The sequence below is a fragment of the Clostridium cavendishii DSM 21758 genome (assembly GCF_900141845.1).
Taxonomy (GTDB): domain Bacteria; phylum Bacillota; class Clostridia; order Clostridiales; family Clostridiaceae; genus Clostridium_AG; species Clostridium_AG cavendishii.
The window spans coordinates 86,456-101,390 of sequence record NZ_FQZB01000008.1 but is presented as its reverse complement, the minus strand read 5'-3'; the positions used below and the strand labels follow the sequence as shown (position 1 = coordinate 101,390).

The following is a 14,935-nucleotide window of genomic DNA, read 5'->3' as shown; positions in this document are numbered from 1 at the left end:
AATTCTAAAATAGTCACTTATTTTTCTATTATATTTTCATCAATTTTTATACCAACATGACGACCAGGAATACAAGTATAACCAAGAACTTTATCACCCTTTTTAAGTTCTGTACAGTTTAAAGGAGCTCCATTAGGCCCTATTACTCTAACATGCCAATCATCTTGTAATATAACATTTACTTCTATTCCAGCATCATCTTGAGCTTTGACTAAAAGTAAAGGTCTTCTTTCCATTTTTATTCTGCCAACTGAAACTGAACGAGTATTTCCTTTAGAATCAACAGTCATAACTTCGCTACCTGCTCTTAATTCAGAAAGATACGCTGTTTTATCATTTCTGCACCATGAATATAAGTGTAATGCACCAGCATTTACTCTAAATGGTCTAAGTTCCATGTATGGTAAGAAGTGAGTTTCAGAGCTTACAAGAATTCCACCATATGAGTTAGAACCTAAGATTAAACCTTCATCCTCTTTTAATAATGAGGTAGTATCTACACATACTCTATCTCCCATACCTATATGCTCAATACCAACAACTGTTAATTCCTTAACATCCATCTTGTATTCACCAAGTTTTGTTAATTGTTCTTTCAATTCTAAAACATCTTTCATTTCTTTAGATGTTAAAAGTACAGCATGACTTCCCATTTCCATAACCATTGAAGCTACCCAACCATCGCTTCCTTCAAAAACCCTTTTACAAACTCTACAATTATTCTTTTGAGAGAATGCAAGTACTAATTCTAACGGAATGTTAGTTTCAGACTTAAATTCTATTATTATGTTTTTATAATAATGTGACATTTCAACAGTATTATCTAATGATTCTCTATCATTTACACTTAAGAATAACCCTGTATCAACATTATCAAATTTGTTTAATACTTCTCTACTTTCAGAGAATACAATTACTTCTCTATCTTTTAATTCCTCAACTACTTCTAATGCTCTTTCAGTATTTTCATTGCATACAGAAAGTAATACTTTTGCATTTGCTGGTAACATTCTTACTACATCAGTTTGATCTGGTGTAATAAAGAAGCCCTCATAACCATTGTTAGTAGCAAGTGGTACTAAACATTTAATTTCTCCCTCATTTAATTTTGTAACATCAAACCATAAATCTTTTTTGTTAATCATAATTAACCTCCTAAAGTAACTTTAATTTATTTTTAATTTTTTTTGTAAGCATATTATTTTTTGAAAATTAATCTACATATTCTACATATTTTGGTTTAGCAATTGGTTTAATTTCTATAAGATTATCTATATTAAGGATTTCTCCATGATTAAATCTTTTAATTTTAACTTCTATTGGTAAATTTAAATTAGAATTTGAATTATCAAGTTCTTCATCAGCTTCACATTCTACTATAACCTCATCGTTTTGAATTTTTACTCTAAATACATCACCTACTACAGAATTAGGTAATTTAAATATTTCTTCTTGTAATTCTTTAAATGTAATTGTGCCTTTAGAAGTCTTTATTAAATCGATTTCTCTTCCGTGGTGAATAAGCACTGGTCTATCATTTCCACAGCTACATTTTTCATATTTAATTTCACCTATGTCGCCTAAATCATATCTTATCATCGGAAAAGCTTCTTTATTTAGAGTAGTTACTATAATTTTACCTTTGCCTTCTTTTACTGGTTTTAAAGTAACTGGATCTAAAATTTCAACATAAAAGTCTTTTGATATGTGAAGATGTCCCTCATCACAGCTTGCAGCCATATTTCCACACTCTGTACATCCATAATAATTATAGACTTTAGCTCCAAAGATGCTTTCTAGTTTAGCTTTCCTTCCTTCAGAAAGCATTTCTCCAGCAGTACATATTGCTCTAATGCAACCAAGATCTTTAAGGGATATGTCCATAAACTTAGCAACTTTATTAAGTTTTATTAATTCATCTGGAATTCCAGTAAGAATGCTTGGGCGTAGTTTATAAATTAGATTAGCAACTCTTTTTAATGGTGAAATTGCTGAGGCCTTACTAACCGGTATAACACAAGCTCCTTTCTTATGAATTGCATTGGTAAAGATATGAGCTGGAACTGAAATAGCATATGGGAATCTATTTAATACAATATCTGTACTTTTGAAATTTACTCCAAATTCATTTAGTTGATCTCCATAAGCATTAAAATCTTTTTCAGTAAGCCAAGTTGAAACAGGTTCTCCTGTTGTTCCAAAAGATTCGTGATATTGGAAAAGGTCTTCTATATCTACAGTTAAAGCTTCCATTGGTTTTAGCTTTCGAAGGTCTTCTTTTGTAGTTAAAGGTAATTTTGAAAAATCATCTAAAGATTTAATTTCAATATTACCTAGCCTGTCCTTGTAAAAGTTGGCTTTTGTAGCAATTTGTAATGCTGAATTCAATTTTGTTATTAATTGGGAATTACTGTCCATAATTACCTCCTTTAAGTTTGAAAAAGTGTATTTTTTTGCTAAATATGAATGTATTATACTATTAAATAACAAAATTTGCAAATTTGTTTTAATTTCATCTTTAGTATATTTATACAATATATTAAATTCAATAATTTAACAAATGACCCTTAAAATATTAAATTAATAATATTTTGTAAGTATTTATTCGAAATTATTAACTTTAAATGTATTATAATGAAAAAAATTAATATATTTCTATAAAAAGGATATTAGGAATATTTATTTTATTAAATTATAAAAATATTTAACGTCAAATAGATTTGTAAAGGATGAATACGTGCAAAAAATAATATATTAGTTGCAGAAAAACAAAAATGTGGAATTATAAACCATATAAATGAGAAAACAATTATATTAAAAATAAAGTAATGTTTTGTCAGTTTCAAGGGTTAGTAAAATGAATAATTATATAGATTAAATTAGTAAAATTGATAGGATTAATAATAATATAAATATTAAATATAAAGTGATTTTAAAAAGAGTTGCAAGAAAAGGTGAAAAAAAATTCAGAAGAAGATGATAAAATATTGTAAAAAAGAGATATAAACACGGTTTTTCATATTGTAATACTAAAACTTCTGAAAAATTTAAAGAAGAAATAATAAATTTTTCATCACCAACAATTCTTAGTATAACAGTAAAAGTTTTAAGGAAAATGATAAAAAATGCTACTTTAAAAAGGAAAAGTATTGAGTAATATTTTGAAGGTATCTGTGAGACTTATATAGAAAAGTAAACTGAAAATTAAAAAAAGATATTTTAAAATAAAAAATATCTTTTTCGCACAATTGCAATATTGGTTAAATGAAATTTCTTTTAATTTTACCTATTATTAACTTTTATTTTTAAAAAATATTTTTAATTCATTAAATGTTTTGCAAAAATATTTACATTTTGAATTCTCAAGATCTATTTTTGTACCAAATCCATAAAGCATTCCGATTGTATTTATATTATTTTGTTTAGCGGCAAAAGCATCTTCTTGTCTATCACCAATCATTAGTGTCTCTTTTATATTTAAATTGTAATTACTTATGGTTTCACCTATTCTATCTCCTTTACTTTTAAGTTCACCATTTAAATTAGATCCAGAGATATTTTTGAAAAATTTTTGTATATTTAAATTTTCACATATAGTTTTAGTAAATTCATAGGGCTTAGAAGTTACTATAAACATATTTATATTAACCTTATATAAATATTCTAAAGTCTCTTCTACCCCATCATATAATTTTAGTTCGTATAATCCCTTTTTAGAATATCTTTCTCTAAAGTAATGAATAGCTTTATCTATAAGTTCTTTATTTTTGGTGATTAGGAGTATTTCAAACATTTCTTCTAATGGAGGTCCTATTACTTTTTTGATATCAGTGTTATTTATTATATCTAAACCTAATTTATTAAAAGCATAATTTATAGACTTTATAATACCTTCGCTTGTATCAACTATAGTGCCATCAAAATCAAATAATAAGTTTTTTACCAATTTTATTCCTCCAAAAATATTTTAAGAGATTTTTATTATTTATTTTTGGCTATTTTATTCAGCTTTTGAAATATAATTATTAATTTTCTTTATACAAACCAATTAACATATTTTCTTTTAATTCCTCTCTGCTTAGAAATGGTTTTAAATCTTCTAATGGTCTAGATTCCATGAAACCATCTGCCTTTTGATAGGATGATTGTCTTGGTAGGATAGGTTGATCTGGATCTACTTTTAATATACATATAACAGGTCCATCAAAATTTAAGACTTTATTAATTTTATATTCTATTTCATCATTACTTTCTATAATTTCACTTTTAATACCATAGGCCCAACTTATTTTTTTTAAATCAGGTAAAATTAGACCACTAGTGACTCCTGAAGCTACGAAATTTTCGTTAAAAAAATTTTTTTGTGTAGCTCTTATTGTAGAATAGCCATTGTTATCTAATATAAACATTTTTATCGGTAAGTTTAAATTTTTTATTGTTTGCAGTTCTTGTATATTCATTTGAAAGCCGCCATCGCCATTTACACATATAGTCATTTTTTTATTGCTTGCAAGACATGCACCTATTGAAGCTGGTAATCCAAAGCCCATTGAGGCTAATCCTTTAGTTGCAAAAACTCTTTGTTTCTTTTTAACTTTAAAAGTTTGCATAGTAACGTCTAATCCTGTGCCTGAGCTTCCTGGAACAAACACTATATCTTCTGGAAGAATATCAGATAGTTTATCAATAAAAACATAAGTATTAACGTATTGCTTTTGTTCCTTGAATTCTTCTAGCACAATAGGATACTTCTTTTTCCAAGTATTGCATATATTTATCCAACTTTGTCTATTCCTTTTTTTAATTTTATTTTTATTTTTTAAAAGTAAGTTTATGAAGTTTTTGGCATCCATACAAACAGGTATATCAGGGGAAACATTTTTTTTCTTAAGTTCATTTTCATCTATATCGACCATTATCTTTTTTGCGCCTCTAGCAAAGGTTTTATAATTAAAGCCAGTTTGTAATAAGTTTAATCTAGCACCTATTGATATAAATAAATCAGAATTTTGTTGAACAAAATTTGCTGCACGTTGACCTACTGATCCAGGTCTCCCCATAAAAAGTTTATGAGAGTCCCAAATCAAATCTATTCCATTCCAAGTTGTAACAATTGGTATATCTAAGATGTCAACGAGATTAATAAATTCATTAATTGCTCCTGATATTCTTATGCCGTTCCCAGCCATCAAGACAGGTCTTTCTGAATTATTTATTAAATCTATAATTTCTTCAAGTATAATTTCATCACATTTTTTTTCTTCATTTTTTATATAAAAGGATTTTAGCTTTTCTTCATCTATATAAGCCGCTTGAATATCTAAAGGAATATCTATCCATACTGGACCTGGTTTTCCACTTTTAGCTATGTGTATAGCTTTAAATAGTTCATATTTTATATCTTCAGGTTTTTCTATCATAACAGCATATTTAGTTATAGGTTTTACAATAGAAACTATATCAACTTCTTGCATTCCCATTTGTCTTATATTTTGATTTCTAATTTGATCTTCAATCTTTACTTGACCAGAAATTATAAGCATAGGGGTTGATTCTATCCACGCACCAGTTACTCCTGTAATAGTATTAGTACCGCCTGGTCCTGTAGTAACTAGTGTTACACCTATATTATTAGTTACTCTGGCATAAGCTTCAGCAGCTATACTAGAAGCCTGTTCATGCAAATTGCATATATATTTTATTTTATTACTTCTACCTAATGAGTCATTCAAATGCATAGCTCCTCCACCAGGTATCATAAAAACATGCTTTACTCCTAAATCTTCTATAAATTTAATAACATAATCTGATAACTTGATCATCTTTTCCCCCTTACTCAGCAGCAGAAAAATCTTTAAACATTATTAATTGTTCTATTAACTCATTTCTTAATCTAGTTAGCTCATAGCCACCATTAACATTCATTTTATTTAATATATATTCCATTGTTAAATTTCCATCTCTCCATTTTCCACCTAGTCCAAGTAAAGTGCCGTCTATATAGTCAACATCATTTTTAATTGCTGTATCTGCTAAAAGTTCAGCAGTACCATTCTTATTATGAAAGTGCATGCCAACTTTTACCCCTAAATCATGGCAAGCTTTTATACTGTCTATAACATAATCAGGTGTCATTACGCTTTCTGTATCTGCAAAATATATAACTTCTACATCATTTTTCTTTGCAAATTCAGCAAAGCTTTTATTTTTGTCTATGGAATTATATCCTGAACTTGTAAAGTTTATAAAAACCTGATATCCTAAACCTTTTATTTCATCTACACGTTCTTTTAAAATTTTGAAATCTGTTTCATGAGATCTTGTTAAAATTCTTATAGCGTCTATTATGCTTTCATCTTTTGGTAGTAATTTTGATAATGGTCTTTGAATATCTCTCATTGCTGAAAGTTTAGTAATATTTTTTATAGATTCAAGTGTTTTTTTGATCTCATCATTTTTGGTGCTACAATATCTATATTCACCTTTTCCAATATCATGGTGTATATTGTGGAAAAATCCTAGTTCTAAATAGTCTATTCCTTTTCCAATTGAAAATCTGTATAGATCTCTCACAAATTCCTTATTAAAATACCAGCCTGTTTGATAGCCTACTTCTCTTATGGTACAATCAAAAACTTTTGTTTCTTTAACCATAATTATATCCTCCAGATTATTGATAAAGTTCAAAAAAATTACTTGACGGTATACATTTCTATTATTTCAGATCCTTCTGGTGGCTCATAAGAAATCTTACGTGTTAGTGTAGATATTTTTTCTAGTTTATTTTTAAGCTCTTTCATGTCTAATTCTAGGCATTCCTTTAAATCTATATATATTTTATTATTAATAATACTTTCATCAAAAACTGGTGCTATATATAAATACTTTTTTGCAGAATCAATTTTATTAGCTTTAAGCATCTTCACTGTATATCTTAAACACATACTACCTAACTTTTTTACAGCTTCCTCATACCTCTCAAGTGGTTTTTTTAAATTAAAACTTTCAGCAGTATTTTTAAAGCAATTAATTAATTGATAATGTTCAAAAATCCCCAATAAGTTTTCTTCTGATTCTGATGTTTCACTTCCTGTATGAACTCTATAATAACATAATGCCTCATTAATATATGCAACATCCCCACAACAAGCCATTAGAAAATTATTGTACCAATCTCCAGCCACCTGAAATGCAGTTGTTCTTCTTTTTATTAACAAATCCATAGTAGAACGTCTTAATAATAATTGAGATGGAACTGCTATTCCTGCCATCATGAATACTGCAGCTTGCTCTTCGCCCGGTATTATACAACTTTTATTGTAAAATGAGGGTGTTTTAGTACTAACTCCATTTTCATAGATTTCATCTCTATGAGTCATAACCATTCCAACATTATTATATTTTTCCATTATTTCAACACAGCGTTCAATACAGGTTGGTTTGATTGCATCATCAGATGATAAATACATTAAATATTTCCCTTCTGAACGTTCTCTACAAATATTAGAATTAATATCACTACCAAGATTTCTTTTATTTTTTCCGACAGAGAAATATCGATGTGTCCCCCTATATTTTTTTTCATATTTAAGTGCAATATCATATGAATTATCTGTGGAATTATTGTCTTGAAAAATTATTTCGATATTAGGATATGTTTGATTAAATGCGCTTTCAATACAATTTTCTAAGTAATGTCCATAGTTATAATTAGGAATTAAGATACTAACTAGTGGTTTTTTATTCATGATTATTTCCCCCACATATAATTTGATTAATATGCATAACAATCTGTATCCCATACAGTTGGGGCATGATGTCTCATAAATATTTTATATTCACTATTAATTTTTTTAATATACAATGGAATGGTCCATAAATCTGAAAGGTAGTGGTATGCACTTATGGATAATTTAGGTTTTTGTTCTTTGATTATTCCTATAGCACCTTCTAATGCTGCTAATTCAGAACCTTCTACATCCATCTTAATAAACGTAACTTTTTTCCCTTTAAGCACCGAATCTAATCTTACCACTTTAGCAGTTTTATTTCCTCCATCAATTATATGAGAACCCTCTTTTCCTCCATCAAATGTCAAAACTTTGTCTGTATTATATACGCCTAAATTATATAATTCTATTTTTTCTTTTGGATATATTTCCATTTTGTTTTTCAATAATTTGAAATTATCTTGTTCTAATTCAAATGCATATATCTTCCCAAACTTCATATTTACAGCTTTAATAAATGATTCTGATGAATCACCATCAAATGCACCTGCATCTACAAGATACTCTTTATCTGTAAGTGAGAAAACCCCACTATTATAATATTCTCCTGGTATTTTAATTTCATTAAATATTTTAAAAGCTATATGAGGTGCTATTCTATTACATAGTGCCTCAACATATACTTCTTTCGAATATTCATCCTCAAAAATATCTAGTACTTGTATAATTTGGTCTTTTTGATTTATAAACCATTGCTTGTCATAATGCTTATCAAAAACATTTAAAAATATTTCATCACATGAATAATTTTCAATTCCGAGTTCATCCAATTGCTTCGAGATTGGTGGATAATTTCCAACCATAATTAATACTACCACATCTTCAATTTTCATTAATTCATTAGGGGATATACATAACTTTCCCTTAAAAGTTTTTCCCCATTTGCTTTCATCATTATCACAAACATATTGAAAATCAAACCCTGGATGTCCAAAACAATCATCAAAAAATTCTCCTGTTCCAAATATACAAATATTTTTAGCCTCACTAAATCGAGTTCTTACTTTAATTTGCCTATTGTATATTTCATAATTTGTATCTATTGCATATTTTATAGCTTCTTCTATCTTATTTATATAATTCATAATTTCCTCCATTAACATTAGAGTTAAGAATTTTTCTTATTTATTACATCTCTTTTTCCTTGAACAGCTGAATCAACAATTTCTAATCCGACACTACAATGCCCACATGTATAATAGAATGGCCTATTTACAAATTCTCTAAATTCATTTCTCTTTTCTTCTAATGATAAATCTTTTGTTAAATCAACATAATCACTAGGATAATCTGCCAATCCCATATTATATATTGCTACTCCTCTATCACATGTGTGCACTTTTCCATTCTTAATTTGCAAATTACGAGGTGGCATTGTACATTGCATTTTAAGGTTAGTCATATATTGTTCATCCACATCTCGTTTATAAATTTCTGAAGGAATAACCCATGAAGGAAGATATAGTGATTCTGTATAGGTAATGCCATAAGATTTAACTAATTCTATATTCTTACGATATATCTCTTTTTGTTCTTCAGTGGCAACATGAAGATAATATCCAAATGCAATTATTATACGTGGGTCTGTAATTCCTTCTAATTGTTCTGGTTTAATTTCAAATAATCCATTAGTAGGAAAAGAAACAAACCCAAAATTCTTCTTTTCAGAAAATTTTCTAGCTATTTTTGATATATCTGGATGCATAAAAGTTTCTCCACCCATTACTGATATGGTTCCTACTGAATCTACCATATCTAAAAACAAATCAATATCTCTACATATTGTTTCTGCGGAAACATTTCCCCTTGCATGCAATGGATAATTATTTATATACTGTACACAATGCTTACAATTTAAATTACAAATAGAATTAATTATAAAACAACAATATGTTAGATCTATTCTTTCACCAGGTTTAGTAGTAGTAGTTTGAGCTTTTATTATATTTTGTGCTCTTTCACAAATTACAGATCTGCATTCCCCAGTTGCCCAACATCTTTTAGCTGAAAGAGTACTACCTTTTGAAAAACTACAAATACTGCCACTATACAAAATATCTCCACGAATTATATTTTTATAATTTTCCTTTCTTAATTCTTCCATTAGTTGAGGCATAATTACATGATTAGGAATACAATAAATTATTAGTGTATCTTGAGAAGCAAACTTTTTTTCATATGGCTTTTCAACAGCTATTCCATTTACAAATTGTAATTCTTCATACCTTTGATCCCAATATAGTGTTATATTGATTCCTTCTTGTAAAAGTCTCTTCCCAATAGCTTTTCCTTGTGCTGAGGCACCCCTCAAAATAATATTTTTAAAACCTTTAATATAATTGAATACCCCTTTGCAATCAACTTTTTCTCCAGATTTACATTTTTCATAGAATGCGTCTAAATCAAACATATATTTTCTCCTTAACTTTATTTTGAATTAATATTTATTCATAAAATTATCAATACATTCCATCATATATTGAAGTTTTTCATCATCTATTCCAGGATAAACGCCTATGAAAAATGCTCTATCAAGTACTTGATCTGTATATTTTAAGCTTCCCGAAATTCTACAATTTATATTTTTGTATCCAGGGTGTTTTAAAATATTGCCTACAAAAATAGATCTTGTTTCTATCATGTTTTTTTCTAAATAAGTTACAAAGTCCTTTTTATTGAAGTTAGCAGTTTCTTTTATTGTAAGTGGGAAAGCAAACCATGCTGCATCGGCTTTTTCATGGGATTTAGGAAGTATAAAACTACTCTCATATTTCTTGAAATGTTTAAATAACATATTGAAATTATGTTTTCTTCTTTCTGTAAAGCTTTGAAGTTTCTTCATTTGTTCAATTCCCATAGCGCATTGAATATCTAATGGTTTCAAGTTATAGCCTATATTACTATGAACATATTTATGATCAAAACCATCAGGTAAACCTTCAAATTTAAAGTCAAATCTATGATTGCAAGCACCATTAGGATTTAATTCACCTGTTTGACAGTAGCAAGCCCTCCCCCAGTCTCTTAAGGATACAGCTGTTCTATATAATTCTGTTGAATTTGTACATATTGCACCACCTTCACCCATTGTTATATGATGAGCTGGATAAAAACTAAAAGTTGATAAATCACCAAATGTGCCACAGAATTTACCATCATATTTAGAATCAAGAGCATCACAAGTATCTTCTATTACATAAAGATTATATTTTTTAGCTATTTCTATTACTTTATCCATATTTACTGGATTTCCAAGCATGTGAGTTACAATAATAGCTCTTGTTTTATCTGAAATAGCATTTTCTATTTGGGAAGTATCTATATTGTAAGTATTTTCTTCTATATCAACAAATACTGGTATTAGGCCATTTTGAACTATTGGGGCAACTGTAGTTGGAAAGGACATGGCAGTAGTTATAATTTCCTCGTCTTTTTTTATAGGATTTTTTATATTGTGAGAGCATAGAGAACTTACTGAAACTAAATTTGCAGAAGAACCTGAATTCAATACAAGACAATTTTTAGAGCCAATATATTCTTTAAACGTATCACAAAACTCTTTTCCTTTTTGACCTAGTGTAAGCCAGAAATCAAGAACTGAATCTACCATTGCAATCATTTCTTTTTCATCAAATATACGACCTGAGTAATGAACTCTTGACTGTCCCGGTATAAATTTCTCCTTACTTTTTCTAAGTTTATAAATTTCTTCAACTCTAAGGATTATCTCTTCTCTTAATTTACTTTCATCTTTCATAATTTCCCCCCTAAAGCATATATCTTAAATCAAATATTTTTTTATCTTCTATATTTGAAATATTTTTAAATTCATTCCACGCAGTAAGTATAATTATATTTTCAGCCTTATTCATTATTTCCTCTAAATCTTTAGCATACTTAATAGGTAAATCATAAGATTTTTTAAAGTTATCTATTGCCAAGGGGTCATAAGCTATAATATTATAATGACCTCTTTTAATTAATTCCTCTATAAAAAACTTTGCTGGTGTCTCTCTTATATCATCTGAATTAGGTTTAAATGATAACCCTAAGATTCCTATATATTCACTAGATTTAACCTCTTTTAAAACTTTATTTACAAGATAATATTTTATATCATTATTTACATCAAGAACACTTCTAAGAATTTTAGCCTCAAAGCCATTCCCTTTTGAAAGTGAATAAATTGCCTGTGTATCTTTAGGAAGACAATAACCTCCAAAGCCACAGCCTGGATAAACATACGTACTCATTTTAGCTGGTTCACCAAACCATCTTTTATCTATATGAAGTAGTTTAAAAGCTTCCTTTATATTTATATCTCCAACTTCGCATGCAATCATTGACATTTCGTTTGAAAAACTTATCATAGTTGAAAGAAGTGTATTAGAAAGGTACTTTACAAATTCACCAGTATTTAGAGATACCTTATAAATAGGCGCATTAAAACATTTATATATTTCTTCAATATATCTTCCTGTATTTTCATCACTCTGTCCTATTACTATTCTATCAGGATTTATAAAGTCGTCCCAAGCACATCCTTCTCTCAAAAATTCTGGATTATTAGCAAGCCCTACATCTTCACCAACAATAAACCCACATTCTTCTATAAAAGGTTTAACTCTATTTTTTGTTGTAGATGGTGGAACAGTTGACTTTATAATAAGTATTTTATACTGCCCTTTTTTCACATATTTTAAAGTTTCTTTTATTGCATTAATTAAGTATGTGAGTTCTGCCTTCCCACCTTCCCCACAAGGAGTTCCTACACAAAAAAATATAAACTTACTATTTTCTACTGCTTCTTTTAAAGAATCTACTAAGAGAAAATTATTATTTATATTTTTCTTTAGAATCTCTTCCATACTTTTTTCATAAAAAGGAAGTATCCCATTTTTTATCTTTTCTACCTTTTCACAATTTATATCATATCCATAAACTTTATATCCTTTTTCACTAAATCCAAGAGCAGTAGTTAGACCAACAAATCCAAGTCCCATTACAGTTATTTTATTTATCACAACATCCACTCCTATAATTCTCCATTGTTAATTTTTATATATTCTAAAAACCTTTCAACTCCAGTCTCAACATCTATAGATGGATTATACATTAAGGTTGTTTTTGCTTTACTTATATCAGGGCATCTTCGTGCAGGATTGTTAGTTAAATAATCTTTATCACTAGATATTTGAAACTGAGCATTACATTCATGTCCAAAAATCTTTTTTGCCTTATCTACATAAATATCTGCAAGTTCTTTTATTGAAATTTCAGGAGTATCTATACCTATATTGAAATAATCAAATTTACCATAAGTAAGTACTTTTAAATATCCTATTATAGCATCTGCTATATAACAGAAGGTTCTTGTTGGACTTCCATCAGAAAACATAACTATATCTCTATTTTCAAATACAGCTTTTGCAAAATCAGCAGGAACTCTTTGATCGTCTAGCTTCATTCCAGGACCGTAGTTATTAAAAGGTCTTGCTATTGTTATAGGCATATTGTATTGGTTAGAGAATAAATAGCACATAGTTTCTCCAAATCTTTTTGATTCATCATAACAAGCTCTAGGACCTAATGGCGAAACATTCCCGTTATATTCTTCAGAAGTTGGTATAAATTCATAAGTGGGATTTCCATATATCTCACTACTAGAAAAAAATAAGAATCCTTTTATGTTTTTATTTTTATAAAAATCAAGTAAATTTCTAAGCCCCCAGATATTGGCATCTAATGTTTCTATTGGATACTGTCTATAAAATATAGGAGATGCTATAGATGCCATATGGATAATTAAATTACAATTTTCTGTACCCTCGATATTTTCTATATTATCTTTTGTTATATCAAAATTATAAATTTTAAGATTACTATTTTCTTTGGCTATATTATGAATCCAATCTGCTTTTCCAAGTTTAAAATTATCAAGACCTATTATTGAATTGATTCCAAGACAGTCCATTTTTGAAGTAAAAAAGTTTATAAAGTAATATCCTAAAAATCCAGCACAACCTGTAATCAAGATATTACTTCCTTTAAAACAATTTTTTTCCTTTAAAGATAGATTTTCTATAATATAATCCATATCCTTTAAAACTATTCTATTTAGATTCATTTGTCACACCTCTATTAATATTATATATTTATGCTTTTTTGGTGGTTCATAGGAAAGTGTTCGATTTAAGTTAGATAAATTATTTAATTTTATTTTTTACCTTCTCATTTGCAAAATAAACTAATTACTATTTTTCAACATTTTATCAATTCCATCGCTAAATTCTATCTCGTGCTGAAACCCTATGTTTTTTAATTTACTAACATCAGGTTCAAGCCAAAATGTTTTATTTAAATCAATTGTTTTTGCACAAAACCTCAATTCTCCATCAGTACGAACAATATTTTTTACTTCTTCTACAAATGATTTAAGCAATCTAGGTTCTCCTACTGAGATATTATAAAGACCAACTGTTTCATCCTTTTCTCCTAGCAATCTTAATGCCTTTACACAATCAGTAATATATATGAAGTCCCACATATTTTGACAAGCTGATAATTCAGGTGCGCCCCCTTTTTTTAATGTTTTAATTACATAAGAAAGAAGTGTTTCTTCATTTTCTCCAACACCATAAACACTATAAATTCTTGGCCAAATAAAAGTAATTCCAAGTTGCTCGGATAAGATTTTTCCTATATGGTAAGATGCTAGCTTGGCAGCACCATACATCATAAATGGGTTAGGCACAGTAGTATCCTCGTTGCATAATCCATGTACTACTCCATATTCTGCCTGGCTTCCTGCACCTATAAACTTTTGGCAACCACATCGTTTTGCTAATCTGATAGCTTCTGCTGTATATTTTATATTACTATTTTGAATATCAAAATTATTTCTATCAGCTCCAGAAGCACCATTCCAAGCTAAATGGTAGAATATATCATAATTTCCACTCATTTTATCAAGTTTATCAAGTGGTAATTCTACAATATTAACTTCTTTAGGAAGTTTTCCTTTTTTGGAGGAATTAGGCCTTATTATAGATGTTACATTATGGCCGTTATTTATCAGTTCTTGACACAATGCCGTTCCAATAAAACCAGTAGCTCCTGTTATTACTATATTCATATCTTATCCT

General features: G+C 28.4%; 12 protein-coding genes. All 12 read right to left on the bottom strand.

Features of this window, described 5'->3' with window-relative positions; all coding sequences use genetic code 11:
• Positions 1-17: 17 nt before the first annotated feature.
• A complete protein-coding gene (locus tag BUB01_RS09140; RefSeq protein ID WP_072986405.1) occupies positions 18-1,145 on the bottom strand; it encodes a 3-dehydroquinate synthase II domain-containing protein in 1,128 nt (375 codons plus the stop codon).
• 67 nt (positions 1,146-1,212) lie between these two features.
• On the bottom strand, positions 1,213-2,490 hold the full coding sequence (locus tag BUB01_RS09135; RefSeq protein WP_278337127.1) for a phenylacetate--CoA ligase family protein: 1,278 nt from the start codon (positions 2,488-2,490) through the stop codon (positions 1,213-1,215).
• 802 nt (positions 2,491-3,292) lie between these two features.
• Positions 3,293-3,946 carry an HAD hydrolase-like protein gene (locus tag BUB01_RS09130; RefSeq protein WP_072986403.1) on the bottom strand — a complete coding sequence of 218 codons (654 nt, stop codon included), beginning with the start codon at positions 3,944-3,946 and terminating at the stop codon, positions 3,293-3,295.
• 79 nt (positions 3,947-4,025) lie between these two features.
• Positions 4,026-5,822, bottom strand: coding sequence for a thiamine pyrophosphate-binding protein (locus tag BUB01_RS09125; RefSeq protein ID WP_072986402.1), 1,797 nt, complete (start codon positions 5,820-5,822; stop codon positions 4,026-4,028).
• 10 nt (positions 5,823-5,832) lie between these two features.
• On the bottom strand, positions 5,833-6,654 hold the full coding sequence (locus BUB01_RS09120; RefSeq protein WP_072986401.1) for a beta/alpha barrel domain-containing protein: 822 nt from the start codon (positions 6,652-6,654) through the stop codon (positions 5,833-5,835).
• 38 nt (positions 6,655-6,692) lie between these two features.
• Positions 6,693-7,748: a glycosyltransferase family 2 protein gene (locus tag BUB01_RS09115; RefSeq protein ID WP_072986400.1), complete on the bottom strand. Its 1,056-nt coding sequence runs from the start codon at positions 7,746-7,748 to the stop codon at positions 6,693-6,695.
• Between the two features lie 26 nt (positions 7,749-7,774).
• Complete coding sequence (locus tag BUB01_RS09110) at positions 7,775-8,875, bottom strand: FkbM family methyltransferase (protein ID WP_072986399.1); 1,101 nt, start codon at positions 8,873-8,875, stop codon at positions 7,775-7,777.
• A gap of 23 nt (positions 8,876-8,898) precedes the next feature.
• On the bottom strand, positions 8,899-10,200 hold the full coding sequence (locus BUB01_RS09105) for a radical SAM family protein (protein ID WP_072986398.1): 1,302 nt from the start codon (positions 10,198-10,200) through the stop codon (positions 8,899-8,901).
• A gap of 27 nt (positions 10,201-10,227) precedes the next feature.
• The gene (gene rfbH / locus BUB01_RS09100) at positions 10,228-11,547 is read right to left on the bottom strand and encodes a lipopolysaccharide biosynthesis protein RfbH (protein WP_072986397.1); all 1,320 of its coding nucleotides are present in this window, start codon (positions 11,545-11,547) and stop codon (positions 10,228-10,230) included.
• A gap of 10 nt (positions 11,548-11,557) precedes the next feature.
• Positions 11,558-12,814: a UDP-glucose dehydrogenase family protein gene (locus BUB01_RS09095; RefSeq protein ID WP_200802860.1), complete on the bottom strand. Its 1,257-nt coding sequence runs from the start codon at positions 12,812-12,814 to the stop codon at positions 11,558-11,560.
• 11 nt (positions 12,815-12,825) lie between these two features.
• Complete coding sequence (locus BUB01_RS09090) at positions 12,826-13,917, bottom strand: NAD-dependent epimerase/dehydratase family protein (RefSeq protein ID WP_072986396.1); 1,092 nt, start codon at positions 13,915-13,917, stop codon at positions 12,826-12,828.
• A gap of 120 nt (positions 13,918-14,037) precedes the next feature.
• The gene (locus tag BUB01_RS09085) at positions 14,038-14,925 is read right to left on the bottom strand and encodes an NAD-dependent epimerase/dehydratase family protein (protein WP_072986395.1); all 888 of its coding nucleotides are present in this window, start codon (positions 14,923-14,925) and stop codon (positions 14,038-14,040) included.
• Positions 14,926-14,935: the final 10 nt, after the last annotated feature.

Bases quoted from the DNA above. Each gene is read 5' to 3' on its own strand.
- BUB01_RS09140 (WP_072986405.1), bottom strand. From the start codon at position 1,145: ATGATTAACAAAAAAGATTTATGGTTTGATGTTACAAAATTAAATGAG.
- BUB01_RS09125 (WP_072986402.1), bottom strand. From the start codon at position 5,822: ATGATCAAGTTATCAGATTATGTTATTAAATTTATAGAAGATTTAGGA.
- BUB01_RS09120 (WP_072986401.1), bottom strand. From the start codon at position 6,654: ATGGTTAAAGAAACAAAAGTTTTTGATTGTACCATAAGAGAAGTAGGC.
- BUB01_RS09115 (WP_072986400.1), bottom strand. From the start codon at position 7,748: ATGAATAAAAAACCACTAGTTAGTATCTTAATTCCTAATTATAACTAT.
- BUB01_RS09110 (WP_072986399.1), bottom strand. From the start codon at position 8,875: ATGAATTATATAAATAAGATAGAAGAAGCTATAAAATATGCAATAGAT.
- BUB01_RS09105 (WP_072986398.1), bottom strand. From the start codon at position 10,200: ATGTTTGATTTAGACGCATTCTATGAAAAATGTAAATCTGGAGAAAAA.
- rfbH (WP_072986397.1), bottom strand. From the start codon at position 11,547: ATGAAAGATGAAAGTAAATTAAGAGAAGAGATAATCCTTAGAGTTGAA.
- BUB01_RS09090 (WP_072986396.1), bottom strand. From the start codon at position 13,917: ATGAATCTAAATAGAATAGTTTTAAAGGATATGGATTATATTATAGAA.
- BUB01_RS09085 (WP_072986395.1), bottom strand. From the start codon at position 14,925: ATGAATATAGTAATAACAGGAGCTACTGGTTTTATTGGAACGGCATTG.